The organism is Streptococcus oralis (assembly GCF_004127215.1).
Classification (GTDB): Bacteria; Bacillota; Bacilli; order Lactobacillales; family Streptococcaceae; genus Streptococcus; species Streptococcus oralis_BD.
This window is the reverse complement of sequence record NZ_QEWJ01000016.1, coordinates 1-26,232: the sequence shown is the minus strand read 5'-3', so window position 1 is coordinate 26,232 and position 26,232 is coordinate 1. Positions and strand designations below refer to the sequence as shown.

Genomic DNA, 26,232 nt, shown 5'->3' with positions numbered 1-26,232 from the left:
ATCATGTACCTAAGATTAGAATTGTTTATCCCAAACTTATTTGAAAGTTGCTCTAAGCTATATCCTTGTTTTCTAAGTTCATAGATCTGAACTTTATCCTCATAACTCAATTTCATAATAAAACACCCCAAAAGTTAGATTTTTTCTGTCTAACTTTTGGGGTGCAGTTCATTCAATCTCGCTTTTTTGTATTCTTGTCGAAGTGGTTTAATCTTCTTTTCTCTTAGTGAGTCCGTAGGCTGCTAGTGTCGCCATGAGTCCTGCTGCGACCAAGCCTGCAGAGTCTTGACTTCCTGTTGCAGGGAGTTGTTTCTCATCTGCTTTGGCAGTAGTTGGTGCAGTTTGCTCAGTTTTCTCAACGGCAGTTCCGACTTCAACGACCTGAGCGACTGCTTCCTGTGATATCGCACTATTGACAAGCGTTCTTTCCTCCTTGCCGTCAGCAGTAGTGCTGACAGAGTAGAAGATCGTACGACGACCATTTACTCCAGCAAGGACGACTTGCGTTTGTCCGAGTGGTAATTGTGGATTTTCACGTGTCACTGTAGTAAACGGAATCTCTTCCTCTTGGATATCCAGTCTTGGTTTTGCTTCTGTGACTGGAGCAAGGCCGTTTTCATCCCCTTTGTGCGTAATAGGGGCACCGATTTCAACCACTTGGGTCACAGGTTCTTTGGTTACTTGGCTATCTAGAACGGTCTCTGTTTGTTTCCCATTTTCAGTAAGGACAGAGATGTAATGAGTGCGTTCGCCCTCTACACCTGGTGTGATGATCTTTTCCTGACCAGCTGGGAGGTTCGGATTTTCCTTCTTGATAACTTCAAAAGGAATCTTTTCTGCTCTTGTGATGAGTTCTGGCTTAGTTTCAATAGTGGCAGATGACTCATTTTCATCGAGGCTTCCTGAGTGTGTTGCCGCTGGCTTGAGGCTTAGGCGGGCTGCTTTGAGTTTGGCTACGAGAGCGTCTAACTCGGCTTGTTTACTACGGTTGAGGTTGTAGTTGAGAGCCTCTTTAGCTGCATTGAGGGCACCTAAGCTTTCCTTGCTGTATCCTTCTAGGTTTGCTGGAATTTTAGCAAGCTCTTCGCGGAGTGCATTGTAGTTAGCGCGGAAGTAGTCTTTGTTGTGATCTGCAAAGGCAGTCATGAGTTCAAAGATTTCTTCTTCCTTGTACTCAGCACTTGGTCTATCTGCCCAGATGGCAAGCATGCTTCCAACGGTTGGAAGGTCTACCTCTGGATACTTGGTAGAAGCAAGTTGATTGAATGGAGTTTTTTCAGTATTTTCAATAGCTTTTTTGAGGAAACCACCACCATCTTCTGGTTTTTGGCCGAGAATGTAGTACCAGTCACCGTTGGTATTCAAGAACTTATAACCCTTGCTTGCTAGGTATTGAGGTGATGCAAGGTTGTAGCCCCACCAGCCTTTAGACCAGTAAGAGATGATGACATCCTTGTCAAACTCAACATCGTCCTTGTCCTCGTAGTAGAAACCATCGTTGAAGGCCATTGGTTGAAGGCCTCTTTCTTTAGCCATGGCAGCAAGAGTGTTAGAGTATTCGGCAAACTTGCCATAGAGTCCGTACCATTTGAGGTAGTACCAGCCTTGAGCGTTGGTAGCGTCATTGGCGTATTCGTCTGTACCGTAGTTGAAGATCTTAGTCTTGCCTGCAAAGAAGTCCATGTACTTGCCGATGAGAGCTTTGACAAAGTTCATCGCTTCTTCGTTTTCGAGGTCCATGGTTGTTTTGGAGACCTTGTCAAAGTTGGCTTGAGGATTCTTGATTCCAAGTTTTTCCATAGCGACGAGCATGGCATCCATGTGCCCTGGGCTGTTAATCGCTGGGATGAGTCCAAGACCTTTTGATTTTGCGTACTCGATTAATTCAGTGATTTCAGCTTGACTAAGAGTGGTTCCATTTGGATCATCGTAGTAAGCTTTTGTTCCTTCGATAATGGCCTTTTTGACATCGTCACTTGCATAAGTTTTGCCGTTAGCCGTGATAGTCATGTCATCAAGTAGGAAGCGAAGTCCGTCATTTCCTAGGAGGAGATGCACATCAGAGTAGCCGAGCTCACTCGCCTTATCTACGATGCGTTTGAGTTGGTCAAGCGTGAAGTACTTACGGCCGGCATCGATTGAGATCACCTTGTTCTTGGCAAGTTTTTCAACTTCGCGTTTCGCGTCTTCTTCTTTTTGAGCTTCTGGTGTGAAGGTTAGGTTGCTAACAGCTTCTTGGAGTTTCGCGATTGCTTGGTCAATGGTGTCTTGTTGGGCACGGCTGAGATTGCTGTCTAGTGAGCGAATGGCTTTTTCAGCTTCTTTGACAGCTGCGACGCTTTCTGCAGTATAGCGTTTAAGGTCTGTTGGCACTTCTTTAAGGGCTTGCTCAGCAGACTCATAGTCGGCAGCGAAGTATTCAGCGTTAGCATTTGCGAAGCTACGCATGAGTTTGAAGAGGCGTGATGGTGAATAGCGTGCAGATGGGGTATCTGCCCAAGCAGCTACCATACCGCCTATAAATGGGATATCTGCCCCATCAGATTTTGGTACCGAAGTGATTGGAGTGTTCTTGATACCATTGAGTCCTTGGTCGAGGTTGTACCAGCCTTGACCATCTGCATTCCGTCCTAGAACATAGTACCAAGCATCGTTGGTATTAAGGATTTGGTGGCCTTTTTCAACTAGAAGTTTAGAAGAAGCGACGTCGTATCCGCCCCATCCACCAGTCCACATAGAAACGATGATGTCTTTGTCAAAAGTTCCAAAGCTAGTGTCGCTATTGTAGTAGATACCGTCGTTAAAGGCCATTGGTTTGAGGCCGTGAGATTTGACGATGCGAGCAAGGTCATTGGCGTAGGCGATAAATTTGTCGTAACCCTTATCTGGGAAGCCATCTTCTGGATACCACTTGTAGGCCTGAAGAACGCTCCAACCTTTGGCATCTGTAGCATCGTTGGCGTATTCATCTAGTCCGATGTTAAAGATATCAGATTTGCCAGCAAAGTAAGCAGCATACTTGTCGATTAAAGCTTTTGTGAACTCAACAGCTTCTTTGTTATCAAGGTCAACGGTACGAGCAGATTCTTTCCCAAAGTAGTTGAAATTCGGTTTTTGGATGCCTAGTTCTTTCATGGCATGCAAAATCGCATCCATGTGGCCAGGGCTGTTTACGGTTGGGATAAGGCCAATACCTTTGTTTTTAGCGTAGTTAATCAAGTCCGTCATCTGACTCTCTGTCAAATGGTTGCCGTTTGGATCCTTGTAGTAGGCATCCGTTCCGTTTTCGAGAGCACGTTTGACATCATCACTTGCATAGGTTTTGCCATTGGCTTTGATCGTCATGTCGTCCAACATAAAACGCATGCCATCATTTCCAACTAGTAGATGAAGATCAGTATAACCGTAGTGTTTGGCTTTGTCGATGATTTCTTTTAGTTGGTCTGGAGAGAAGTACTTGCGTCCAGCGTCGATTGAGATCATTTTTCGTTTTGCCAGTTTTTCATTTACCTGAGCTGCTCGTTCCGTGCTAGGAGTGGCTACTGCAGGTGTGACAGCTTCATTTTTCTTTTCTGAAGGAGTACTTTCGGCAGGAGTTTCAGCTGGGGCAGGGCTTTCTTTCTCGGCAGTAGGAGTTGGAGCAGCATTTTCTGTCACAACTGGTGCGCTTGACTCTTCTGTTTTTGGAGCAACTGTTCGAGGAGCCTCCTTGTCTTCTTTGACCTCCTCTTTTACAGGTTTGTCAGCCTTTTCTTCCAGTTTTTCTGGAACTTTGGAGTCTACAGTTTCTTCGGTTGCTTGTGGACTCTCCTGAATAGTTTGAACAGTTTCTTCAGCTGTTGGAGCTGGAGTAATCCCGTCGGCAGATACGACTTGTGCGCTAAAAGCAAATCCTATAAGTACAGAAGCTGCCCCAACCGCGTATTTACGAATGGAGAAGCGCTGTTTCTTTTCTAGTTTCATGATAAAACCTCCTTGTTATTATGTTATATGATAACGTTTACATAAAACTGTTTTTATTTTATTATCTAAACTATAAAAAGTCAAGCGGCTTTATGAAAGAACTATAATAAATGGAAAAAATCATAAGATTAGGAAGCTGTTTCTCCTAGCAAATCTGCTCTAGCAGAAAATTTTTCTGACTATTTTACTTGTTTTTAGTAAAAACGCTACTAATTATAGATTTACCTTTTATCGTATGTTCATACTAAATAGTGCATGCTATAATAGACGTAGAAAAACCCGAGTCTAAACTCAGGTTTTTCTTATCGACCTCTATTACTTGAGATAAATTTAATCTTGTAGTAATCCGCTCGCTTATAAGTTTCGCTATAGGCCAGAACTTGACCAGTAGCTTCTAGCTTGGTTGTCTTGGTTTGGAAGACTGTTGGGAATTGTGTATCGATTCCTAATACAGAAGCAGCGTGCTCGGGGGTTGGGAATGCAATCTCATTGATTTCCTCAAAATGCTCATCACTCATGTGGATGTGGTAGTCCAGCTTGAAGCGTGTATAGATAGAACTATAGTAGTCAAGATTTGGATAGTTGGCATTGATATATTGTTCAGGAATATAAGAAGTGTGGTAGATATAAGTTACGTCATTACTTTGACGAATTCGTTCAATTTTATAGTAGAACTGATCACCACGTAATCCAAGTTTCTCCAAATATTCAAGTGTGTTTCCACGTTCGATAGAAAGGACGGTTACCTTATCATCTTTTGTTTCAAAGATTTCGACATCTGAAAATTCAACGAGTTTGTGCTTACGAGCGCGTGATACGAATGTTCCTTTCCCTTGTTGGCGGACAATATAGCCATCTTTGGCAAGGTCGTTCAAAGCGCGTACGACGGTAATAGAACTTACATCATACATGGCGATCAACTCTGCTTCAGTATAGAACTTGTCTCCACTCGCAAATTGACCAGAGATGATTTTGTTTTTCAATTCATCTTTAATATATTGGTATTTTGGAATAGCCATAATTTCACCTCGATTCTCTTTCTCTATCCTTGATTTTACCATAAATATAAAGAAAATAGTAGTATTTAGATAAAAAAATAGAATAACAGACTAAAAATGTTATTCTATGTATGAGAAGTAGCTCATTTTAACGACTTGCTAAAATTTACTAGAGGGTTCATTTTCATGTGGTATTTGCAGAAAGCTAGTAAAAGAGAAGTAAAAAAATAGAAAAAATTTAAAAAATTTTCTAAAACCTATTGACAAATGCAAAAGATTTGATTATATTTAATATTATAACAAATGAAAGCGCAAACTTAATTAGTCAGAGGTGGGAACATGCCAAGATTTAAAATTGAGAACGATTTCTACCTAGATGGAGAACCGTTCAAGATTTTGTCCGGCGCCATTCATTATTTTAGGATTCCAGCAGAGGATTGGTATCATTCTCTCTACAACTTAAAGGCGCTTGGCTTTAATACAGTCGAGACTTATGTGGCTTGGAATTTACACGAGCCTGTTGAGGGAAAATTTAATTTTGAAGGTGCTCTAGATTTGGAGAAATTTCTCCAAATAGCACAGGAATTGGGCCTTTATGCTATTGTACGTCCTTCGCCATTTATCTGTGCCGAGTGGGAGTTCGGTGGCTTACCAGCTTGGCTCTTGACCAAGCCCATGCGAATCCGCTCGTCCGACCCGGCCTACATCGAGGCAGTTGCTCGCTATTATGACCAATTATTGCCAAGGCTCGTGCCTCGCTTGTTGGACAATGGCGGAAACATTCTCATGATGCAAGTCGAAAATGAATATGGTTCTTATGGAGAAGATAAGTCTTATCTGAGAGCGATTCGAAAATTGATGGAAGATCGAGGGATTGATTGCCCACTCTTTACTTCAGACGGTCCTTGGAGGGCTACTCTGAAAGCCGGAACCTTGATTGAAGAAGATCTCTTTGTGACAGGAAACTTCGGTTCTAAGGCTCCTTACAACTTTTCACAGATGCAAGAATTCTTTGATGAGTATGGCAAAAAATGGCCCCTCATGTGTATGGAATTCTGGGATGGCTGGTTCAACCGTTGGAAAGAACCCATCATCACGCGTGATCCAAAAGAGTTGGCAGAAGCTGTTCGAGAGGTGTTAGAGCAAGGCTCCATCAACCTTTACATGTTCCATGGCGGAACAAACTTTGGTTTCATGAATGGTTGCTCGGCTCGAGGAACTCTGGATTTGCCACAAGTTACATCTTACGACTATGATGCCCTTCTCGATGAAGAAGGAAATCCAACTGCTAAATACCTAGCAGTCAAGAAGATGATGGCAACACACTTTCCAGAGTATCCACAGTTGGAACCACTTTACAAGGAAAGCATGGAAATGGAATCCATTCCACTAGTCGAAAAAGTTTCCTTGTTTGAAACCTTGGATAGTCTGGCAAGTCCAACTGAAAGCCTCTATCCAAAAGCGATGGAAGAACTTGGTCAAAGTTATGGCTATCTTCTTTATCGTACCGAAGCAAGTTGGGATGCAGAAGAGGAACGTCTCCGTATCATCGATGGACGTGACCGAGCTCAACTCTATGTAGATGGTCAATGGATTGCCACTCAATACCAAACAGAAATTGGTGAAGATATCTACTGTCAAGGCAACCGAGAAGGCTTTTCAGAGATTGACATCTTGATCGAAAATATGGGGCGTGTCAACTACGGACATAAGTTCTTGGCAGATACGCAACGTAAAGGGATTCGTACAGGTGTCTGTAAGGATCTACACTTCATGTTAAATTGGAAACAATATCCACTTCCATTGGATAATCCTGAGAAAATTGATTTTTCAAAAGGATGGACAGAAGGACAACCAGCCTTTTACGCTTTCGACTTCACCGTTGAAGAGCCTAAGGATACCTACTTAGACTTGTCTGAGTTTGGTAAGGGAGTTGCCTTTGTCAACGGGCGTCACCTAGGACGTTTCTGGAATGTCGGCCCGACCCTCTCACTTTATATTCCTCATAGCTATCTCAAGGAAGGCGATAACCGCATCATCATCTTTGAAACTGAGGGCGAATATAAAGAAGAGATTCATTTAACTCGTAAACCTACACTAAAACATATAAAGGGGGAAAACTTATGACAATTGTAGGATGCCGTATCGATGGACGTTTGATCCACGGTCAAGTAGCCAATCTTTGGGCAGGGAAACTAAACGTTTCGCGCATTATGGTTGTAGACGATGAAGTCGTTAACAACGATATTGAAAAGAGTGGCTTGAAACTTGCTACACCACCAGGTGTAAAACTTAGTATCTTGCCGGTTGAAAAAGCGGCAGCGAATATCCTTGCTGGTAAATACGATAGTCAACGTCTCTTTATCGTTGCACGTAAACCAGACCGTTTCCTTGGTTTAGTTGAAGCAGGTGTTCCGCTTGAAACACTCAACGTCGGCAATATGTCTCAAACACCAGAAACTCGTGCTATCACACGTTCTATCAATGTGGTAGATAAGGATGTGGAAGATTTCCACAAACTAGCAGAAAAAGGTGTGAAACTCACAGCTCAAATGGTTCCAAATGATCCAGTTTCAGACTTTTTGAGCTTATTAAAATAGGAAAAAATTTTTAGGAGGTCATTGTTATGATACAATGGTGGCAAATTTTACTTCTCACTTTGTACTCAGCTTATCAAATCTGTGATGAGTTGACAATCGTTTCATCTGCAGGTTCCCCTGTATTCGCTGGTTTCATTACCGGTTTGATCATGGGAGATGTGACAACTGGTTTGTTTATCGGTGGTAGCTTGCAGTTGTTCGTTCTTGGGGTTGGTACCTTCGGTGGTGCTTCTCGTATTGACGCAACTTCTGGTGCGGTTCTTGCAACAGCATTCTCTATCTCTCAAGGTATTGATACAGACCTTGCGATCACAACAATCGCTGTACCAGTAGCAGCACTTTTGACATACTTTGACGTTCTTGGACGTATGACTACTACTTTCTTTGCACACCGTATTGATGCTGCAATCGAACGCTTTGACTACAAAGGTATCGAGCGCAACTACCTACTTGGTGCAGTGCCTTGGGCTCTTTCTCGTGCCCTTCCAGTATTCTTCGCTCTTGCTTTTGGTGGTGCTTTCGTACAATCAGTAGTAGACCTAGTTAAAGAATACCAATGGGTTGCAGACGGTTTGACACTTGCAGGACGTATGCTTCCAGGTCTAGGATTTGCAATCTTGCTTCGTTACCTTCCAGTTAAACGTAACCTTCACTACCTTGCAATGGGATTCGGTTTGACAGCTATGTTGACTGTTCTTTACTCATATGTAACAGGTCTTGGTGGAGCTGTTGCGGGTATCCTTGGTACTCTTCCTGCTGATGTTGCTGAAAAGATTGGCTTTGCTAACAACTTCAAAGGTTTGTCTATGATCGGTGTTTCTATCGTAGGTATCTTCCTTGCAGTTGTTCACTTTAAGAACAGCCAAAAAGTAGCTGTAGCAGCACCTTCTACACCATCAGAAAGTGGGGAAATCGAAGATGACGAATTCTAATTACAAACTTACAAAAGAAGATTTTAATCAAATCAACAAACGTAGCTTGTTTACTTTCCAATTGGGTTGGAACTACGAACGTATGCAAGCTTCTGGTTACCTTTACATGATTTTGCCTCAATTGCGTAAAATGTATGGGGATGGAACTCCTGAATTGAAAGAAATGATGAAAGTTCATACTCAATTCTTCAATACTTCTCCATTCTTCCACACAATTATCGCTGGTTTTGACCTTGCCATGGAAGAAAAAGATGGCGTAGGTTCAAAAGATGCCGTTAACGGTATCAAGACAGGTTTGATGGGACCATTTGCTCCTCTTGGAGACACAATCTTTGGTTCACTTGTACCTGCTATCATGGGATCTATCGCAGCAACTATGGCTATCGCTGGCCAACCATGGGGTATCTTCCTTTGGATCGCAGTTGCAGTTGCTTATGACATCTTCCGTTGGAAACAATTGGAATTTGCCTACAAAGAAGGGGTTAACCTTATCAACAACATGCAAAGTACTTTGACAGCTTTGATTGACGCTGCATCTGTACTTGGTGTCTTCATGATGGGTGCTCTTGTAGCAACAATGATCAACTTTGACATTTCTTACAAATTACCAATCGGTGAAAAGATGATTGACTTCCAAGACATCTTGAACTCAATCTTCCCACGCTTGCTTCCAGCAATCTTTACTGCCTTTATCTTCTGGTTGCTTGGTAAGAAAGGTATGAATTCTACTAAAGCGATCGGTATCATTATCGTTCTTGCAGTAAGTCTTTCATTCATCGGTAAATTCTTGCTTGGAATGGGCGCATAATTTATGGTGAAATCGTTAATTTTGGTGAGTCATGGTCGTTTCTGTGAAGAACTTAAAGGTAGCACGGAAATGATCATGGGTCCACAAGACAACATTCATGCAGTGGCTCTTCTTCCAGAAGATGGTCCCGAAGAATTTACTGCTAAATTTGAAGCTGCTATCGAAGGTTTGGATGATTTCCTAGTCTTTGCGGATCTTCTCGGTGGTACACCATGTAACGTGGTGAGCCGCTTGATTATGGAAGGTCGCGACATTGAACTCTACGCAGGGATGAATCTGCCAATGGTAATTGAATTTATCAATGCGAGCCTTACAGGTGCAGATGCGGACTATAAGAGCCGTGCTGCAGAGAGCATCGTAAAAGTCAATGATCTGTTAGCTGGCTTCGATGATGACGAAGATGAATAAGATGTGACAACGTGAAAATCACAGGGAAAATAGGCGATAGGAGGATGGAGCGATGCTCCGACGATAATCGGTCTTTTTCCCCAAGATTTTAGTTGGAACTCAATTCAATAAGATGTGACAACGGCTAAATCGTTAGAACAGCTTGTATAGAATATACATGGGAGTGGGAGTCAATCCCATTCCCATATTTTCAATATAATGAAACAATAATAGATTAGAGGAACTCTATGCTAAATTACACAAAAGAAGAATTACTTGAACTGGGTGCAGAAATCACGACTCGTGAAATCTACCAACAGCCTGATGTGTGGAAAGAGGCTTTTGAAGCCTATCAAGCGAAACGGGAAGAAATTGCAGCCTTTCTGCAAGGGATCGCTGATAAACATGACTATATCAAGGTCATCTTGACAGGTGCCGGTACTTCTGCTTATGTGGGAGATACCTTGGTACCATACTTTAAGGAAGTCTATGACGAGCGCAAATGGAACTTTAATGCCATTGCGACAACAGATATTGTAGCCAATCCAGAAACCTATCTGAAAAAAGATGTGGCAACTGTTCTTGTATCCTTTGCTCGTAGCGGAAATTCACCTGAAAGTGTGGCAACGGTTGATTTGGCTAAAGCCTTGGTTGATGACCTCTATCAAGTGACCATTACATGTGCTGCAGAAGGGGAATTGGCTCTTCAAGCGCATGGTGATGACCGTAATCTCTTGCTCTTGCAACCAGCTGCTTCTAATGACGCTGGATTTGCCATGACTTCTAGCTTTACATCTATGATGTTGACAGCACTCTTGGTCTTTGATCCTACAGAATTTGCCGTTAAAGCTGAACGTTTTGAAGTTGTGGTTAGCCTTGCTCGTAAGGTCCTAGACAATGCTGAAGATGTCAAAGAGCTTGTTGATTTAGATTTTAACCGTGTCATCTATCTAGGCGCAGGTCCTTTCTTTGGCCTTGCTCATGAAGCTCAGCTCAAGATTTTGGAATTAACAGCTGGTCAAGTGGCGACCATGTATGAAAGCCCAGTTGGCTTCCGTCACGGTCCAAAATCATTGATTAACGAAGATACAGTTGTTTTGGTATTTGGTACAACGACAGACTACACTCGCAAGTATGATTTGGACTTGGTTCGTGAAGTTGCTGGTGATCAGATTGCCCGTCGTGTCGTGCTTTTGAGTGATCAAGCCTTTGGTCTTGAAAATGTCAAAGAAGTAGCTCTTGGCTGTGGTGGAGTCTTGAATGACATTTACCGTGTCTTCCCTTACATCGTTTATGCCCAACTCTTTGCTCTTTTGACTTCGCTCAAGGTAGAAAATAAACCTGATACACCGTCTCCTACAGGTACAGTAAACCGTGTGGTGCAAGGTGTTATCATTCATGACTATCAAAAATAAGGAAGTATCTATGAGTAAATTACAATTAAGTCCTAATAAAGTAGCCTGCTTGCAAAAACTATCTGACGAGAACGGCATCATCTCAGCTCTTGCTTTTGACCAACGTGGCGCTTTGAAACGCCTCATGGCTCAATACCAAACAGAAGAGCCAACAGTTGCTCAAATGGAAGAACTTAAAGTCTTGGTTGCAGATGAACTGACAAAATACGCATCATCTATGCTCCTTGACCCTGAGTATGGACTTCCAGCTACAAAAGCGCTTGATCCAAATGCTGGTCTTCTCCTTGCCTATGAAAAAACTGGCTACGATACAACTAGCACTAAACGCTTGCCTGACTGCTTGGATGTTTGGTCTGCAAAACGTATCAAGGAACAAGGTGCAGATGCTGTTAAGTTCTTGCTTTACTACGATGTAGACAGCGCTGACGAGCTCAATCAACAAAAACAAGCCTACATCGAACGTATTGGTTCTGAGTGTGTGGCGGAAGACATCCCCTTCTTCCTTGAAATCTTGGCTTACGATGAAAAGATTGCGGACGCAGGTTCTGCAGAATATGCCAAAGTAAAACCACACAAGGTTATCGGTGCTATGAAGGTCTTCTCAGACCCACGCTTCAACATCGATGTTTTGAAAGTGGAAGTTCCAGTCAACGTCAAATACGTAGAAGGCTTTGGTGATGGTGAAATCGTTCATAGCCGCGAAGAGGCAGCAGCTTTCTTCAAAGCACAAGATGAAGCAACGAACTTGCCATATATTTACTTGAGTGCGGGTGTATCAGCGAAACTCTTCCAAGAAACACTTGTCTTTGCCCACGAATCAGGCGCAAACTTCAACGGAGTTCTTTGTGGACGTGCGACATGGGCTGGATCAGTCGAAGCCTACATCAAAGACGGTGAGGCAGCAGCTCGTGAATGGTTACGTACAACTGGATTTGAGAACATTGACGAACTCAACAAGGTTCTTCAAACAACAGCAACTTCATGGACTGAACGTGTAGAAGCATAAAGCAAGAATAGAAGAATCCCCTTTTGTTAAGAAGATTCTTAAGGTTTTCTGACAAAGGATTCTGAAAATAGAAACTACAACCATAGATGGTAAATACACTTTCTATGGTTTGTTTACTTAAGAGAAATGGATTAAAGGAGAACAGAATGAAAGCATACACAGAGCGTGTATTTGGAAATCATAAGGGCAAGGATGTCTTGGCCTATCGCTTTGAGACTGACGGCGGTTACCAGCTTGAAGTTATGACTTATGGTGCGACCATTTTGCGTTATGTCACACCTGACAAGGCTGGAAATTTTGCCAATGTTATCTTGGGATTTGATGATTTTGAAAGTTATGTAGGCAATAGTCCCAAGCATGGAGCAAGTGTAGGTCCTGTAGCGGGTCGTATTGCAGGTGCGACATTTGAGCTCAATGGCAAGACCTATGACCTTGAAGTCAATAATGCTAGCAACTGTAACCACAGTGGTTCAACAGGTTGGGATTCGAGCTTGTTTGAACTAGTTGAAGTTAGCGACCATGGCTTGACTCTCTACACAGAGCGTACAGACGGGACAGGAGGATTTCCTGGTAATCTTAAGATTTGGATTAGCTACCACTTGGAAGAAACTGGTGCCTACGAAGTCAGCTATAAGGTAACGACAGATCAGGATACGCTGGTCAATCCAACTAATCACAGTTACTTCAACTTATCTGGTGATTTCACGCAGACAATTGACCGCCATGTCTTTCAGCTAAATACGGAGGGCATTTACCCAATCGCTCCGGACGGTGTGCCAGCCAAAACTCCAGATGCTGATCGCGGTGTGGTGAAACACATCTACAATGGTGCTTTGCTCAAGGATATCTTTGCAGAGGACGATGAGCAAATCCAGTTGGTATCTGGTTTGGATCACCCATTTGCCCTTCCTGCAGGTCATGACAATGCTGGTTTCCTTTATGACCAAAACTCAGGTCGCTTCCTGCTTTTCAAGACAGAGGCCCCTTGCTTTGTGGTCTACACAGCAAACTTTGTAGATGAGAGTGTCATCATAGCTGGTCAGCCAATGGTGCAACACAATGGAATTGCCCTTGAAGCACAAGCATTACCAGATGCCATTCACAGTGACCTCAAAGACCAAGTTATTCTCAAAGCAGGGCAAACCTTTACTAGTAAGACTCGTTACGAGCTTGTTGTTAAATAAAAAGAAGAGCTGGAATCCAGCTCTCAGAAAGTAGACAAACATCATTTTTGGTGTTTGTTTTTTTGTTCAAGATGTAGTGTATGGTGTGCATAAATAGTACAAGTTGGTAGGTGGATGATTACGGCTTCCTATAACTCAATAATATGGAACTCGTAGCCAATCACTTCTAGAAAACGAAGCAAATCTATCGTAGCCCAAAAGAGGTTTTTCTCGTTGGTATTGGGGTGGAAATTCATCCGTTATTCCGACATGATTTCTTTGTCGAAATAAACTTGAATGTCCTTGTCGGTATTGTTGAGCAAGCCAAAAGGTGAAACAACACCTGCGGGCAAGCTCATTTTTTCAAACAAGCTCTCAGACGAAGCCATCCGAATCCTGCTAGCTCCTATTAGTTCTTTCAAGAGGCTCATATCCAGACGCTTTTGATCATCCATGATTACCAGATAATAGGCTGTTTTTCTTTTTTGTTTGTGAGAAACATGGTCTTGGTACGGATACCTTCGATTTCCTCGATAAAACTATCTGCCTGCTCCGTGGTTAAGGCTGGCTCTTGCTCCACGATATCAAAGGGAATATCTAGCCCATTTAGCATTTCTACAACTTTTTCGTATGCTTCCATCTTCTAGCCTCCTTTATCAACTTGATAGCCCCAAAAAGAGGGTTATTTTCGTTTGATAAGGTATTGAACAGCCTTTTCCAAGCGTTCCTTTTGAGCCTCGGGGTCATCTAGTGGCTGGTTGATGCAATCGGTAAGATTTTCGGTAATCATCATCTCAATCACGCGCTCAACACTGGAGCGCACTGCGGTCAACTGGGTAATGATATCTGCGCAGTCACGATCTTCATCAATCATCTTTTGAATCCCACGCAACTGCCCCTCTGAACGTTTCAGGCGTGTTATATACTTTGAGTTTGTCATTGATTTATCCTTGGTCACTTTTTCTTCATTATATCTCGAATAAGGTTCTTTGTCAAAATTCTCATCCTATCTGTCTTTATCGGATAGAAAAGATTGCTGAATATAAAAAAGGAGAACAAAGGCTGTTCTCCTTGGAGCACGGTTGGAACATCACGTTTCCGATTAGTTATGCCTTATATCTTGGACAAAAAGGCTAGGATCACTATCCCATAGACTAGGACTAGGGCCATTCCAAATCCGATACCGAACCACTTGTAAAATTTGTCCATCCCGCTATAACGTTCGACATAGGCCCTGGTCGGCTTGTCTGGATCATACCAGACCGTTAGCTCCGAATGAAGGGGGAAATGGGTCTGCATCAAGCTATCAAAGGAAACAAAGGAGTTGCTGTAGCGAGTGATCGATGGCGCCAGCATTTCTTCTCTTGTATAATCATTTGAAACTTTAGTAGGACCCCACGGAGTCGTGACCGTTTTGATCATAAAATACTGCAAGGTTTTCTTATAAGTAAGCCCATCTACTGTATATTCAACGATAGGTGGATACCCCTCTCGAAAACGGCTATAGCCGACAATCGTTCCCTGTACAGATGACTGGGCAAGGCGGACCAACTTCTGATCTCGAAGATAGAGGTAGAGAAAGGTCCCGCATACAAACACAAAAGATAGGAGAATGACAACTGTCCCAACTATCAAACCAATCATTTCTTTAGTCATATGAACTCCTCCAGTTATTCTATAAAGTAAATTTCCAATACTAACTCGTCCAAAAACGACACTGAAGCCCTCGAGTCTACTCTTCGGATTTTTCTTTAGACTGCTGTTCTTTCAAATCTTTCACAGATTTTGATATGATATCTCTCACCTGTTCGTCGGTAAGCCCTGGAATCTGGTAATAAGGATTATTGGATTCGCTTTTTGACGGCTTTGTTTCTGAACTTTCTGTTTTAGAACTTTGTTCAGTCGAAGACGAGGTTTTCGACTCTGAGGAACTGGATTCTTTTGCCTTAGAGGAACTAGACGGCTCAGACTCCGAAGACTTGGACTTCTCAGCCGCTTTAGAATCAACCCTAGGTAGCTTATCTACTTGGTCGCTCGGCTGTTTTACAGGTTTATAGGATAACCCAAAGGACAATAGTAAGGTAATCAAGGTCCCAATGCCAGCCAAAGTTCTTTTATTGGCTTCAGCCGAGGGAACCTTCACGCCCTTTGTACTGAGTGTTTTCCATTCTGGGTGCTCTTTTTCTATGGCTTTTTTCTGTATCCCAAGAGAACCCAGTAGAAAATAATTAAAAGGAACAAGCGTTGCCATAGCCACCGTTATAAGCGGAACATAACTGGAATGACTCGATACCAGTAGAATATCGAGTATGGCGAGAACAATGAATAGCCAAAGCCCCACAAACTTTCGAACTTGATGCTCTTTTTTTATCTGCAAGTATCTTTCTTGTGACATCATGTGGATTACCTTATCTCTCTAACAAATAAGCAAGCACTACAACGGCGTAGACCATGATTAACAATATAGCACTACCGATACCCAACAATTTATAAAGTTTGTTGATTCCACAGTATCGTTCCACATAAGCTCTGTTTGGTTTCTCAGGATCATACCATACCGTCATCTTCGAATACACTGGAAAATGCATACGCATTAAGTTATTAAACGATATAAAGGAATTACGATAAAAGGTGAGTGAATTCGCCAGCATGTCCTCTCTGGTAAAGTTATCAGACGTACTTATTGGCCCCCATGGAAGCGAAATCGTTTTGATTATAAAATACCGTAATGGCTTGCTATAAGTAGTTCCGTTAACCGTATATTCAACAACCGGAGGATTTCCAGCTTGAAAATTACTATAGCCCACAACCGCTCCCTTAACAGACGATTTGGCAAGACGTACCATTTTTTTATCCCGAAAATAAAGATAGAAATACGTACCCGATAAAAAAATCAAGGATAAAAGAATAACGATAGTAGCAACTAAAAATAATATGGTTTCTGTTGTCACATTCTACTCCTATCTTATTCTACGCTCTTCACATCGGACATTGAAAGTGTCATCTTAGATGGATCTGACATTGAGTCAACAAGCTCCAATTGTTCTGAGTTTAGTGGTAACAAAATTAACGTAGTTGTGTAAGAAGGTAACTCACCACTATCCTTGATAGTATAGCTAATCTTTTGATTATCAAAAATAGTCTTGCCATCATAGGACCAGCTTAGTGAAAACTCCAAATCTTTTTTGATATCTACGTCAGTTTTATTGACGAGCATTAGTGCCGCTCTACCATCTGAAACTGCTCCTGTAAAGTAGATAGCCATATTTCCCTTACTACCTAGTTCGGGATGTTCCTTGGTCAATTTTTTTCCAAGTTCAATTAAATCAGATGTTTTACCTTCGTATTGCGGCGCTACCACAAATTTCAATTCCTTCTCTTTATTTACAACTGTCTCGCGTGTACTTTTCTCTGTTCCCCCTGCTTCCTTTCCATTAGAGCAAGCTCCAAGAATCAATAACAAGACGATGACAAATAACTTCTTCATTCTTCCTCCTTTTAATAAAACTTATACAAACCTTTATCTCTTCTTAGACTTCTTCACATGTTCCTTGTACATTTTTGACTTTTTCCCGTACCATTCTTCAATGGTATAGCCATACTCTTCACGGTATTTCTCTTGATTTTTATTGACTATATTCAAGTTCTCTAGCGTTACTACATTGGATTTAAAAAATGATACCAAAAATAGTCCTAAGAGAATAGGTGCAATAGGTAACAAAGCAAGCAATAGATATGCTAGGAAATGATTGAGTCCGTTGGTGAAGAGATTGATTCCATACATCAACAACCATAAGAACAAAATAACATTCAAAAATTTTTTAATATTTAGAGAATCAAAATAATCTTTTCTAGCACGCTGCTTTGTGACAAGGATATAAATAAGGTAAATCAATGATAAGACAAAACCAATCCAGTAGACAATACGAATTGCTACTAGGGGGATTAAATACAAGGCAGCTATAAACCAACTATAATATGAAATTACGAGCAAAAATAATTGAAAAATCTGAGTCATTAAATAGGCTTTAATGCGATTTCTTCTAGAAATAATATAAAAACAAGTAAAATGACCGCAACAAAGCAAGAATAGAAAACCAAAGAAACTATCTGGGGGAATCAGGCTATTTTCTACTGATGTCAGCTGTGTAACCAGTTCATGTCCAGCTTCACTAGCCATTCGAAATAGGTTTATCGGTAAAGATGTCCCAAGCATCACTATAAGAGAATATAAAGATAGTCCAAAAATTGCCTTTACTAAATTTAATCTTCGTGCTGTTTCTAGTGCATCATTAATATCTTTTTGTATCTTATCCATTTATTTTCTCCCATTATCCAAACAAGGATGAGACTGCCTTCAGACCACCATTGAAAAAATCAGAAACATTCTTGCCGACACTCTTGACAGTCTCCAAGCCCTGGTGGATTCCTTTCCCGATAGATTCCACTCCTGATTCTACCACGTCTACAGCACCATAAGCTAAATTTTTAATTCCTTGAGTATTTGCTAGTAAGTAAGCAATCCTTAACCCATTATACCAGAATAGTTAATCAATTAGTAAAAAGTATAGAAAAGCACCTGAATTATTTTCAGGTGCTTCATCTAGAATCAGAATGACCAGATCCAATCCTCTGTCAAGAGACTAGAAATAGCATCTACAAACCTTTATTTCTTTTTAGACTTCTTCACATGTTCCTTGTACATTTTTGACTTTTTCCCATACCATTCTTCAATGGTATAGTCATATTCCTCGCGGTATTTCTCTTGGTTTTTATTGACTGCATTCAAGTTCTCTAGCGTTACTAAATAGGATTTAAGAAATGAAACCATAAAAAGGCCAAATAAAATAGGTGAAATTGGCAATAAAGCAAGCAAGAGGTGCGCAAGGAAATGATTAAGCCCGTGGGTAAAGAGGTTGATTCCATACATCAACAACCATAAGAATAAAATAACATTCAAAAATTTTTTAATATTTAGAGAAGCAAAAAAATCTTTTCTAGCGCGCTGCTTTGTTACAAAAATATAGATAAAGTAAATCAGTGATAAGACAAAACCTATCCAGTAAACGATACGAATTGCAACTAGAGGGATTAAATACAAGATGGCTATAAACCAACTATAATAAAAAATCACAAATAGAATCAACTGAAGAATCTGAGTCAATAAATAAGCTTTAATGCGATTTCTTTTGGAAATAATATAAAAACTAATAAAACAGAGCCAACTAAACAAGAATAGAAAACCAAAGAAACTAGCTGGAGGAATAAGGCTATTTTCTATTGATGTCAATTGTATAACTAGTTCATGTCCATCTTCACTAGCCAATCGGAGCACTCCCATTGGAAAGTATGAGGCCCAAATAATCAAAAACAAATACAAAGGCATTGCGAAAATCATTAATAATGGATTCCATTTACGTGTTGTTTCTAGTGCATCATTAATATCTTTTTGTATCTCATCCATTTATTTTCTCCCATAGGTATTTCATTTGGTAAAAATCCTCCTTTATTTAAGTTTGAATAAATAGAGCGAATCGTCCTCTTATTCTTCTTTTTCAACCAGTATTCGGCGTTGTTTGTTCAGTTCGCGGTCTTTAGCAACATCGTAATACAAATCAAATTCTTCTTTGGTATTGACTGAATGCTCTTGATCATCTTTACTGAGTTCGGCTGGAATCGTAAGCCCTTCGTCAAGATTCGTATTGGCTGGGACAAAAAGCTGATACAAATCAAGAAACTGTGGAACATCTCCATAAACCTCATGGTTATATATCTTAGAATCAATTAGGAGATAAAACTGTGAATCTTGCTTGCTTAATAATTGATAAACTTTAGGCGCAGCTTTCTCCAAAACACTTCCCTTCAATACATCCTGATGAAAGGAAAGTTGATTTTGGCGAAGACTATCATAGTAAGTTTGTGAGATAGTCATCTCTATCAATTTCTCTTTTGAGGAACCTAGATCTACCGAAGGAGTTTTAGGAAACTGTTGTATTTTTGTATCTTCCCAATCAATTTGCTTGGTTTCTAAATTTAACCATAAATGCTTTCTCTTAGTAATATACCAATCTGGATTATGAACAGCTATAGGGAGATAATCTTTCCCATTTATTTCTACAATATCACCCGTTGGTACTGGAAAATAATTTTCATTGTAATCTCCTACCAAATGATAGAGGTCTACTTTCGATTCTTCCAATCGTCTATCCCGTATTCGATAGATAGAAAGAGTAAAGTATCCGTCAGATTCATCTTGGAGTCGATTCCTAGCTAAGCTACCAGATTGTATTTTAATATTTAATCGAGTAATATACCTTTGATTAGAAGCGCCATTAGTTCTTGCAAAGCTATCTCCAAAACGAGGACTTTCTTTAATGTCAAAGTAGCTCCTCGTTTTTGATTTCTTTAAAGTATGGTAATATTATTTGATAATATCTGTATCTATACTCTCCTAGAATTAACTTTGTTTCACTAAATAAAGTAGATAGAAAAGTCCTAAAATATACTAACAAATCTAACTTTTATCGGAAGTAGATTATCGGATGGAATACGACTTACTCCTTCAATACTCCTACCTTAATATCTGTATAGACTTTCCCATCAGAGATTGTGGTAAAAAAGAAGGGAGGGGTCAACTCACAATGTCCCTGATAATAGATATAACCCGCCAAGAAGCTTATTCCCTCTTTCACTGACTCGTCATCTGGCTCTAAAATTCTAGTTGAAACAGTATTTAAAACTTGAAACAGACTGTGATATAAAAACTCTTTCGGCAAAGCATTTTCAATATACTCTTCTTCTACTGGGATAAACAGTTCCATCAACACATCTTGATTTTCTTCTAACTTGGAATTAATCGTATAAAAGAAAGGTCCTCGAAGCGTATATCCTGCTTCTCTTACTTCGTCTAAAAAAGCATTATAGGTGTCTGGCATCTCTTCTGGAGATACTGTATAATACCTTGAGATAACATTTCTATACTGTATATCTTGGTATTCTCCCACGTTTTTAAATAGCATCTGAAATCTCCTTAATTGGGATATTAATTTCAACAAAGTGCTGTCCAAATATTGGCAAAATAGACAGAAAAACGGTATCTCCTTGCATTTCCAACCCCTCATCTTGAATATATTGCTTCATTTCTTCAATTTTTGGAAGGAAATGTTCATCAAATGGAGTTACATCAGAGACACACTGCTTAATTGTAAAATGTTCTAGATATTGGAATTCATCATTTCCTTCAATTGGAATGTTTGTCGGAATATAGACCTTAAACAAGGCTTCTCCCGGCTTTCCAAAAGTGCTCAAACATGTTTCAATCGTTGTCGGACCATTTTTATAGACCCCTGTTTCAAATAATAACTTTTCACAACCTTCAATCAAATCTAGAAAAGAATCCATGGCTACTTTTTTCTCTGTATAAGCAATATTACTGATATCTATTCTTATTAATTTCATTTTATTTCTCCTCTATAAATAAAGTTATTGGTGCTTTTCTTTTTCCAGCCAGTGAATACTCGTGCATATTCAAACCAATAGAAGGGAAGGCATCCAATACTTAAGCCCACAAGACTAGTAACAACATATACCGCCGGCAACATAAATAAACGTGCTATAACTACTACAATTGCTGCTGAACAAATAACAATAACAGAAGGGATATGTAATATTGTCTTCCTGAACTCTCCAGATGGTAAAGTCTTAGCTTTAGGGACAATTAATAACTGGTAAACAAAGGTTAGTAGCTGAAAAATAAGGCTTAGGCTAATCAATACCATGAAGATAGACCAGTAGTCATCTCCCAAAAATATAGAACTCCAGAAAAGAAACTCAATATGAAAAATTAATACAGACGTAGCCGGAAATATTTGCAATAATTTTGATTTGGAAAACTTTTGAAATAGCAAAAACATGAACAACGAAACCAATATATGATAGATAGTGATGTAAAGGATAATCATACTCACATCATGTATCTCACCTTCTATAAAAATAGACACTATAAATATCAGTAAGGCAAAAATTACCTCCATCGCAACTGACTTTAAAAAATCAGAGTTCTTTATAGGACTAGTATCCACAACTGCCATATTTAAAAACTCAATATACTTTTTTTTCATCTTATCCTCCTAGTACGAGCTGTGCTACTACTAGACATTCTCATTAATTTCATTTTATTTTTCCTCTATAAATAAAGTTATTCGTGTTTTTCTTTCTCCAACCTGTGAATACTTGAGTATAGCCGAGAATAAAGAACGAGTTCCATGAAATACTCATTCCTACTAATCCGATGATAATATAGATTCCAGATAACATAAACAATCGTGTTATTACTACTATTGCTGCTGACGTTATTGTTACAATAAGGACTGGTAAGTGTAACAAATTCTTCTTATGCTCATTATCTGGCATTTGTTTTACTTTTGAAACAATTGATATTTGATAAAAAAAGTTTACCACTTGAAAAGCAAAGCTCAATCCAATGAAAAGAAAGAATATCGATAAATACTGTTCCCCAAAGAATATAGAGCTCAAAAAAAGAAATTCAAAATGAAGAAAAAGATACGAAGTCGTCGGAACTGATTGTAATAATTTTGAAGCGGAAAATTTTTGAAACAACAAAAATGCAAGCAGTATTATTACCATATGGACAATAGTAACATGAATCAAAAATATACTAAGATTCTGCATTTGATTCTTAGTAAATATAGAAACAATCAGTACTACTGAAGTAAATAAAAATTCGATTAAAAATGCAAGATAGAAATGTAAATTTCTCACTGGTATATGACGAGTCATCAGTATATTCAAAAATTCATAATACTTTTCTTTCATCTTATCCTCCACTTATTTCTCTTCCCTAAACAATACTTTTCCCTGCTTGCATTTTCGTACGGCTAAGAGCCAGCGGATTGGATTGTTTTGGAATAAGAGCAGTACGACACTAATTGGGATGATCGTTGCCCCGATTGGTACCATGAACATGGACGACTCAAACCATTCATGTTCATAGTAGGGAATGAAGGTCCCAGGTATGGCAAAAAGCACAACAATAACCAAAGCGAATAGAAGAACGAGGATAACAAATAGATACAAGATGATTTTATCGGCTGTTGGTTCCTTATCTGGTGACTTCCTCCAAAAAGTATTACTTTCAACCGCTTCTTTAAACTGCTCTTCACTTGCTGGGACAAGCGACTTAGCCCCACTGTAGAACAGTTTTTCAAATCCATAAATACTTCCGATAAATTAATTGTCTAACTTTTTGGGGTCAGTACAAGATGGATCGGAATCATCCACTCACTCAATTTAAAAGGCGCTATCAAGGAACGAATCCAAATACTGATGATAGCAACTAGCAAGAAAGCAAAGAAGAGAATCCAAGGCTACTTGGATTTCTTTGAACTGATAGCACCATCCGTGTCTGAAACGGTGCTAGATTCTGTCGTTAAAGCCTCTCTCGTCCTTGTATTATAGTAGACGGATTGCTTGCTTCCTTGACCTATATAAATGATTTTTCTCATCTTACATTTCTCCCTCTTTCCCTCGGCTATCGTCCTGTAATGTCTCCATCAGCTCTTTGAACAGTCGTTTGCGCGTTTTCATCTGAAAATCATAAACCATATATGTAAGAATACCAATCCCTAACATGTACATAATTAAAAATTGAAAATCAGAAACAGTCAGATAACGATAGGCTGAAAAAATCGTTATTAAAACAAAAATGTAGCCAACTACTGTCAACGCCCTAGATTTTCTCCTAAGTGTTTTGATATTGGCTTTTGTCAGCCGAACTTTTCTAAATCTATCTGTCTTCATGTTACGTCGGGTAGATTTGGCAAGGAGAATGGTCCCAAAAATCAAAAACAGAGACATCAAGATAAAAAAGATCAAATTGAAAGGGGATGAGACATTTCCAAAGGTTCGGTTGAGCAATTTCGACAACCGTTGCAAGGAATAGATTGCAATAGGAGCTACAATGGCTGAATAATTCATGCCTTGTTTTACACTGTAGAATACTTGATTCCTCAGATCATAATAAATAAAATAGTCCTCCAGGGGGCTCATACTGATTAAATTTTTTTCACTTGTGTCCATCTTATTTCCCGTCCCCTAAACTCAATACGGATACTCAAACAGAGTTCTACTTTCTCTTAAAAGCATCGTGACGACGATTGCAAGCAGTCTAGCCGATTTTTCGGTCTTTGCCTTCCTAGAGAAAGAAAAGTTTATTAGTATTATAGCATGAACCCCCAGAAAAGGGGAAATATCCCTGATAGATACCTTGGCTAGAGTCAAGAAAAGCTTCGTCATTTCATACAAAAGCGAACAAGTCCGCATTCTAAAAACAGAATGCGAGCCTGTTCGCTTTTTTTATGTCTATGATGTGTTTTCCTCGTCTCATCGTTCCAAGCGAATGCGGGTCACAATGCCGTCTGGGTCTATAAGATCCACTTCACTCGAATGTAACCACTTGATCGGAGCTTCTACCTCTTGTGCTTGCTTAACGATGGCTAAGAGTTCTTCCTTGCTTTCGACCTCAAGGACGTAGTAGGCCAAGCCAGGCAGGCCTGATTTGCGCGGAGCTAGACCTTTTCCAGCCCATTCGTTGACAGCCAGGTGGTGATGGTACTGACCAGCCGCTATCCAACTAGCACTTGGAATACTAAATTTATCCTCTAGCCCTAACACTTTTTGATAAAACTGACTCGCCGCATGGCTATCCTTAACCGATAGATGGATATGCCCCATTCTCGTCCCCTCAGCTAGGATAAAGGGGTCTACCTTTTCCCCTAACTCATAGATATCCTGTGCCGCAAGGGCTTCGGTCACACCGATAATACGGCCATCTTCGCGAATATCCCATGAAGAAACTGGCTTATCACGGTAGAGTTCAATGCCATTTCCTTCCAAATCCTCCAGATAAAGGGCTTCACTGTATCCATGATCCGCACCTCCGACCAGAGGAATGCGCAAGTCACTTAGGTGTTTCAAGACATCTGCCAAGGCTTTTCGTGTCGGTAACAAAATCGCCAGATGGTAGAGCCCATAATGCTCCCTTACTTCGCCAGACTTTTCTGCTTGAACCAAGTGGACCAAGGCCTTTTTACCAAGTCCCAAAATCGCTTCTGTCTCTGTTTGAGATAAAATCTCCAAGCCAATAATCTGGTGATAAAAAGCCGTTTGACTCGTCAAATCCTTGACATTTAAAACCGCCTCTGCTAGGTAAATGTGGCTTTGGTAAGCATAAGTCATAGGGTGTCTCCTTTTTGTTGTAACTTTACATATTACATCGATTATACACTATTGAGATAAAATGTCAACGAAGACAACTCAAAAGAGCTGGAAACGATCTCTTTATAACCCGAAGATTTTAAAGAATTTTATATTTTTGATCACAAAGAAAAAAATAGAAGAAAATGCTCTCAAAAAGGACTTTTCTTCTATCTAACTAACGCTTGAAATCAGCGTTTCTTATGTATTGATTCGTATTGAATGCTTACTTAACTTCTATAAAAAGATTAAATAATTTCTATTTTAGCTGTTAGAAACGTTGGTACATCAATGTTTCTAGAATGCTACATAATAAAAGGTAGAGTGAATGGTAGAGTAGTAAAAATAGTTGTTATCCTAGTTGATTAAAAAAATCTCTGATTTCCTCATCTTTTATAAAATAATATATAATTTTCCCCTCTCTTCTAGTATCCAAGATGTTTTGATTGGCTAGTTTACGAAGATGGTGGGAGGCAGATGCCATACTGAGATTTAGTAAACAGGCTATATCACAGACACAGAGTTCTTCAACAGCAAGGAGATAAAAAATGATATTTATCTGTTTATTATCGGTAAACTTTGATAAAATACGAAGTGATTTTTGGACTTTTTCCTTTTCAAGGTAGTTCGTTGCGGTTGTAACATTTTGTTGATTTATAATATTAACTTGGCAGATACTATCTTTTTTCATAATATTTTCTCCTAGCCGAACACAGTCCTTAGCATGTCAAAGCTGTTGTTTTCAATCAGGATATACATCCCCAATCCTAAATAAACAACGGCAATAAACCATCTACTATATTTTTCCAAAGTTTCTCCAACAGAAGGGACTTGTGCCAATTTTTGGGCAGAAAAAACCAAGAGATAAATCATGACTAGAAAGGTAAGTAAAGCCACTATCAAATTCGCTAAATTTAAGGTAATAAAATATGGGACAAAAACACCAATATTGTCAGCACCACAACTTGCAAAAGTAATCATAGCGACTAGAAAAATCAGGTTTTTATCATCTTTGCGCAAACCATCTTTTGCAATAGCTTCTCCATCAGAATCTCCTAAAAGCAAAACTTTGAGTCCTAGGAAAATTGGAATCAAACCGAGCAAACCTAAAATCTCTTTACTAGGAATATAATTTAAGACAAATGCAAAAAGTAAACTTAGCAATATTAGACTAACAGAGCCTAGAAATTGCCCTAAATAGATGTTAATGATGTCTTTTCTGCTTTTTCTTTTGGCAAAAAATAACATTAGGATAATAAGTAAGTCTACGGCTGTCCCAGAATACAGTATTATTGAAGTAACAACATTTTGAACCATAAAACACCTCATTCAAATATATTTTTGAATGTATTTTAACATTAAACTTTGTAGATGTCAACTTCAGCTCCATCAAAATATAGTTAAGAAGGTAGTGTACCAAACATTAAAAAGCCCTGCCATCGAAATGATAGCAGGGCTTAACTTCAATATCCAGATGATATATTTATCTAAAAAAGGTAGAGTTTGGACTGAAATATAGTGAAATGTATTGAAATTGAAAAAAGAAAAAACGCTTGAAATGTACTGACCCCAAAAAGTTAGACAATTAATTTATCCGAAGGATTTAGTTCTGTATTGCACAGGACTGAGTCCTTTTAGTTTTATCTTAATTCGTTTATTGTTGTAGTAATCAATGTAGTCCACAAT

At 39.6% G+C, this 26,232-nt stretch carries 28 protein-coding genes and 3 pseudogenes; 9 read left to right on the top strand and 22 right to left on the bottom strand.

What is annotated here, in order from left to right; translation table 11 throughout:
* From DF216_RS09825 to DF216_RS09815, 3 genes and pseudogenes are all read right to left on the bottom strand, one after another.
* Window positions 1-116 (bottom strand): annotated as a pseudogene (locus tag DF216_RS09825) (transposase); the annotation flags it as partial.
* A 91-nt stretch (window positions 117-207) separates the two neighbouring features.
* Window positions 208-3,963, bottom strand: coding sequence for an LPXTG-anchored beta-N-acetylhexosaminidase StrH (gene strH, locus DF216_RS09820; RefSeq protein WP_129326735.1), 3,756 nt, complete (start codon window positions 3,961-3,963; stop codon window positions 208-210).
* Between the two features lie 302 nt (window positions 3,964-4,265).
* Window positions 4,266-5,024, bottom strand: a complete 759-nt coding sequence (locus DF216_RS09815) for a GntR family transcriptional regulator (protein ID WP_162279163.1) — start codon at window positions 5,022-5,024, stop codon at window positions 4,266-4,268.
* A 276-nt stretch (window positions 5,025-5,300) separates the two neighbouring features.
* Between DF216_RS09815 and DF216_RS09810 the strand changes: the two genes are divergently transcribed.
* The 8 genes from DF216_RS09810 to DF216_RS09775 all read left to right on the top strand — a co-directional run bounded on the left by DF216_RS09810 (window position 5,301) and on the right by DF216_RS09775 (window position 13,293).
* Complete coding sequence (locus DF216_RS09810; protein ID WP_129326734.1) at window positions 5,301-7,088, top strand: glycoside hydrolase family 35 protein; 1,788 nt, start codon at window positions 5,301-5,303, stop codon at window positions 7,086-7,088.
* Window positions 7,085-7,561, top strand: a complete 477-nt coding sequence (locus DF216_RS09805) for a PTS sugar transporter subunit IIB (RefSeq protein ID WP_038806526.1) — start codon at window positions 7,085-7,087, stop codon at window positions 7,559-7,561. Before DF216_RS09810 ends, DF216_RS09805 begins: the two co-directional genes overlap by 4 nt.
* Before the next feature lie 26 nt (window positions 7,562-7,587).
* Complete coding sequence (locus DF216_RS09800; protein WP_084851753.1) at window positions 7,588-8,493, top strand: PTS mannose/fructose/sorbose/N-acetylgalactosamine transporter subunit IIC; 906 nt, start codon at window positions 7,588-7,590, stop codon at window positions 8,491-8,493.
* Entirely contained in the window at window positions 8,480-9,301 is an 822-nt protein-coding gene (locus DF216_RS09795; protein ID WP_129326733.1) for a PTS system mannose/fructose/sorbose family transporter subunit IID, read from the top strand. Before DF216_RS09800 ends, DF216_RS09795 begins: the two co-directional genes overlap by 14 nt.
* A 3-nt stretch (window positions 9,302-9,304) precedes the next feature.
* Window positions 9,305-9,709 (top strand): PTS sugar transporter subunit IIA, encoded by a 405-nt coding sequence (locus DF216_RS09790; RefSeq protein ID WP_002875700.1) that lies wholly within the window; start codon window positions 9,305-9,307, stop codon window positions 9,707-9,709.
* A 227-nt stretch (window positions 9,710-9,936) separates the two neighbouring features.
* Window positions 9,937-11,103 carry an SIS domain-containing protein gene (locus tag DF216_RS09785; RefSeq protein WP_129326732.1) on the top strand — a complete coding sequence of 389 codons (1,167 nt, stop codon included), beginning with the start codon at window positions 9,937-9,939 and terminating at the stop codon, window positions 11,101-11,103.
* 10 nt (window positions 11,104-11,113) lie between these two features.
* Window positions 11,114-12,109 (top strand): tagatose-bisphosphate aldolase, encoded by a 996-nt coding sequence (gene lacD, locus DF216_RS09780; protein WP_129326731.1) that lies wholly within the window; start codon window positions 11,114-11,116, stop codon window positions 12,107-12,109.
* A gap of 146 nt (window positions 12,110-12,255) precedes the next feature.
* Window positions 12,256-13,293 (top strand): aldose epimerase family protein, encoded by a 1,038-nt coding sequence (locus DF216_RS09775; RefSeq protein WP_129326730.1) that lies wholly within the window; start codon window positions 12,256-12,258, stop codon window positions 13,291-13,293.
* A gap of 128 nt (window positions 13,294-13,421) precedes the next feature.
* Here DF216_RS09775 and DF216_RS09770 read toward each other — a convergent pair.
* The 18 genes and pseudogenes from DF216_RS09770 to DF216_RS09680 all read right to left on the bottom strand — a co-directional run bounded on the left by DF216_RS09770 (window position 13,422) and on the right by DF216_RS09680 (window position 25,863).
* Window positions 13,422-13,912, bottom strand: a pseudogene (locus DF216_RS09770) (prolyl-tRNA synthetase associated domain-containing protein).
* 42 nt (window positions 13,913-13,954) lie between these two features.
* Window positions 13,955-14,212 (bottom strand): metal-sensitive transcriptional regulator, encoded by a 258-nt coding sequence (locus DF216_RS09765; RefSeq protein ID WP_061454264.1) that lies wholly within the window; start codon window positions 14,210-14,212, stop codon window positions 13,955-13,957.
* Window positions 14,213-14,385: 173 nt separating this feature from the next.
* Window positions 14,386-14,928 (bottom strand): DUF3592 domain-containing protein, encoded by a 543-nt coding sequence (locus DF216_RS09755; protein ID WP_129326728.1) that lies wholly within the window; start codon window positions 14,926-14,928, stop codon window positions 14,386-14,388.
* 76 nt (window positions 14,929-15,004) lie between these two features.
* Window positions 15,005-15,667, bottom strand: coding sequence for a hypothetical protein (locus tag DF216_RS09750; RefSeq protein ID WP_129326736.1), 663 nt, complete (start codon window positions 15,665-15,667; stop codon window positions 15,005-15,007).
* Window positions 15,668-15,680: 13 nt separating this feature from the next.
* Window positions 15,681-16,223 carry a DUF3592 domain-containing protein gene (locus DF216_RS09745; RefSeq protein WP_129326727.1) on the bottom strand — a complete coding sequence of 181 codons (543 nt, stop codon included), beginning with the start codon at window positions 16,221-16,223 and terminating at the stop codon, window positions 15,681-15,683.
* Between the two features lie 14 nt (window positions 16,224-16,237).
* Entirely contained in the window at window positions 16,238-16,759 is a 522-nt protein-coding gene (locus tag DF216_RS09740; protein ID WP_129326726.1) for a hypothetical protein, read from the bottom strand.
* A gap of 33 nt (window positions 16,760-16,792) precedes the next feature.
* The gene (locus DF216_RS09735) at window positions 16,793-17,590 is read right to left on the bottom strand and encodes a hypothetical protein (RefSeq protein WP_129326725.1); all 798 of its coding nucleotides are present in this window, start codon (window positions 17,588-17,590) and stop codon (window positions 16,793-16,795) included.
* Window positions 17,591-17,938: 348 nt separating this feature from the next.
* Complete coding sequence (locus DF216_RS09730; protein ID WP_129326724.1) at window positions 17,939-18,736, bottom strand: hypothetical protein; 798 nt, start codon at window positions 18,734-18,736, stop codon at window positions 17,939-17,941.
* Window positions 18,737-18,814: 78 nt separating this feature from the next.
* Complete coding sequence (locus DF216_RS09725; protein WP_240659330.1) at window positions 18,815-19,471, bottom strand: hypothetical protein; 657 nt, start codon at window positions 19,469-19,471, stop codon at window positions 18,815-18,817.
* 355 nt (window positions 19,472-19,826) lie between these two features.
* Window positions 19,827-20,291, bottom strand: coding sequence for a DUF5085 family protein (locus DF216_RS09720; protein WP_129326723.1), 465 nt, complete (start codon window positions 20,289-20,291; stop codon window positions 19,827-19,829).
* Complete coding sequence (locus DF216_RS09715; RefSeq protein ID WP_061454225.1) at window positions 20,281-20,730, bottom strand: hypothetical protein; 450 nt, start codon at window positions 20,728-20,730, stop codon at window positions 20,281-20,283. The genes DF216_RS09720 and DF216_RS09715 overlap by 11 nt, the downstream gene beginning before the upstream one ends.
* Entirely contained in the window at window positions 20,727-21,392 is a 666-nt protein-coding gene (locus DF216_RS09710; RefSeq protein WP_129326722.1) for a lantibiotic ABC transporter permease, read from the bottom strand. Before DF216_RS09710 ends, DF216_RS09715 begins: the two co-directional genes overlap by 4 nt.
* A gap of 49 nt (window positions 21,393-21,441) precedes the next feature.
* Window positions 21,442-22,107, bottom strand: coding sequence for a lantibiotic ABC transporter permease (locus tag DF216_RS09705; protein ID WP_129326721.1), 666 nt, complete (start codon window positions 22,105-22,107; stop codon window positions 21,442-21,444).
* Window positions 22,108-22,119: 12 nt separating this feature from the next.
* Window positions 22,120-22,796: pseudogene (locus DF216_RS09700) on the bottom strand (hypothetical protein).
* 1 nt (window position 22,797) lies between these two features.
* Window positions 22,798-23,091, bottom strand: coding sequence for a hypothetical protein (locus tag DF216_RS11010; RefSeq protein ID WP_240659329.1), 294 nt, complete (start codon window positions 23,089-23,091; stop codon window positions 22,798-22,800).
* 582 nt (window positions 23,092-23,673) lie between these two features.
* Window positions 23,674-24,528, bottom strand: a complete 855-nt coding sequence (locus DF216_RS09690; RefSeq protein ID WP_129326719.1) for a VOC family protein — start codon at window positions 24,526-24,528, stop codon at window positions 23,674-23,676.
* A 370-nt stretch (window positions 24,529-24,898) separates the two neighbouring features.
* Window positions 24,899-25,237 carry a Cd(II)/Zn(II)-sensing metalloregulatory transcriptional regulator CadX gene (gene cadX / locus DF216_RS09685; RefSeq protein ID WP_000711085.1) on the bottom strand — a complete coding sequence of 113 codons (339 nt, stop codon included), beginning with the start codon at window positions 25,235-25,237 and terminating at the stop codon, window positions 24,899-24,901.
* Between the two features lie 11 nt (window positions 25,238-25,248).
* Window positions 25,249-25,863 carry a CadD family cadmium resistance transporter gene (locus DF216_RS09680; protein WP_006152989.1) on the bottom strand — a complete coding sequence of 205 codons (615 nt, stop codon included), beginning with the start codon at window positions 25,861-25,863 and terminating at the stop codon, window positions 25,249-25,251.
* A 28-nt stretch (window positions 25,864-25,891) separates the two neighbouring features.
* Here DF216_RS09680 and DF216_RS11005 point away from each other — a divergent pair, with 28 nt between their 5' ends.
* Window positions 25,892-26,065, top strand: coding sequence for a FanG protein (locus tag DF216_RS11005; protein WP_129326718.1), 174 nt, complete (start codon window positions 25,892-25,894; stop codon window positions 26,063-26,065).
* 71 nt (window positions 26,066-26,136) lie between these two features.
* Here the strand turns inward: DF216_RS11005 and DF216_RS09670 are convergent.
* Window positions 26,137-26,232 (bottom strand): IS3 family transposase (locus DF216_RS09670; protein WP_164979025.1); only part of this gene is annotated, 96 nt, incomplete at its 5' end.

Coding starts and splice junctions, on each gene's coding strand:
- strH (WP_129326735.1), bottom strand. CDS start 3,963: ATGAAACTAGAAAAGAAACAGCGCTTCTCCATTCGTAAATACGCGGTT.
- DF216_RS09815 (WP_162279163.1), bottom strand. CDS start 5,024: ATGGTAAAATCAAGGATAGAGAAAGAGAATCGAGGTGAAATTATGGCT.
- DF216_RS09810 (WP_129326734.1), top strand. CDS start 5,301: ATGCCAAGATTTAAAATTGAGAACGATTTCTACCTAGATGGAGAACCG.
- DF216_RS09805 (WP_038806526.1), top strand. CDS start 7,085: ATGACAATTGTAGGATGCCGTATCGATGGACGTTTGATCCACGGTCAA.
- DF216_RS09800 (WP_084851753.1), top strand. CDS start 7,588: ATGATACAATGGTGGCAAATTTTACTTCTCACTTTGTACTCAGCTTAT.
- DF216_RS09795 (WP_129326733.1), top strand. CDS start 8,480: ATGACGAATTCTAATTACAAACTTACAAAAGAAGATTTTAATCAAATC.
- DF216_RS09790 (WP_002875700.1), top strand. CDS start 9,305: ATGGTGAAATCGTTAATTTTGGTGAGTCATGGTCGTTTCTGTGAAGAA.
- DF216_RS09785 (WP_129326732.1), top strand. CDS start 9,937: ATGCTAAATTACACAAAAGAAGAATTACTTGAACTGGGTGCAGAAATC.
- lacD (WP_129326731.1), top strand. CDS start 11,114: ATGAGTAAATTACAATTAAGTCCTAATAAAGTAGCCTGCTTGCAAAAA.
- DF216_RS09775 (WP_129326730.1), top strand. CDS start 12,256: ATGAAAGCATACACAGAGCGTGTATTTGGAAATCATAAGGGCAAGGAT.
- DF216_RS09765 (WP_061454264.1), bottom strand. CDS start 14,212: ATGACAAACTCAAAGTATATAACACGCCTGAAACGTTCAGAGGGGCAG.
- DF216_RS09755 (WP_129326728.1), bottom strand. CDS start 14,928: ATGACTAAAGAAATGATTGGTTTGATAGTTGGGACAGTTGTCATTCTC.
- DF216_RS09750 (WP_129326736.1), bottom strand. CDS start 15,667: ATGTCACAAGAAAGATACTTGCAGATAAAAAAAGAGCATCAAGTTCGA.
- DF216_RS09740 (WP_129326726.1), bottom strand. CDS start 16,759: ATGAAGAAGTTATTTGTCATCGTCTTGTTATTGATTCTTGGAGCTTGC.
- DF216_RS09735 (WP_129326725.1), bottom strand. CDS start 17,590: ATGGATAAGATACAAAAAGATATTAATGATGCACTAGAAACAGCACGA.
- DF216_RS09730 (WP_129326724.1), bottom strand. CDS start 18,736: ATGGATGAGATACAAAAAGATATTAATGATGCACTAGAAACAACACGT.
- DF216_RS09720 (WP_129326723.1), bottom strand. CDS start 20,291: ATGCTATTTAAAAACGTGGGAGAATACCAAGATATACAGTATAGAAAT.
- DF216_RS09715 (WP_061454225.1), bottom strand. CDS start 20,730: ATGAAATTAATAAGAATAGATATCAGTAATATTGCTTATACAGAGAAA.
- DF216_RS09710 (WP_129326722.1), bottom strand. CDS start 21,392: ATGAAAAAAAAGTATATTGAGTTTTTAAATATGGCAGTTGTGGATACT.
- DF216_RS09705 (WP_129326721.1), bottom strand. CDS start 22,107: ATGAAAGAAAAGTATTATGAATTTTTGAATATACTGATGACTCGTCAT.
- DF216_RS11010 (WP_240659329.1), bottom strand. CDS start 23,091: ATGAAGACAGATAGATTTAGAAAAGTTCGGCTGACAAAAGCCAATATC.
- DF216_RS09690 (WP_129326719.1), bottom strand. CDS start 24,528: ATGACTTATGCTTACCAAAGCCACATTTACCTAGCAGAGGCGGTTTTA.
- cadX (WP_000711085.1), bottom strand. CDS start 25,237: ATGAAAAAAGATAGTATCTGCCAAGTTAATATTATAAATCAACAAAAT.
- DF216_RS09680 (WP_006152989.1), bottom strand. CDS start 25,863: ATGGTTCAAAATGTTGTTACTTCAATAATACTGTATTCTGGGACAGCC.
- DF216_RS11005 (WP_129326718.1), top strand. CDS start 25,892: ATGTATTTTAACATTAAACTTTGTAGATGTCAACTTCAGCTCCATCAA.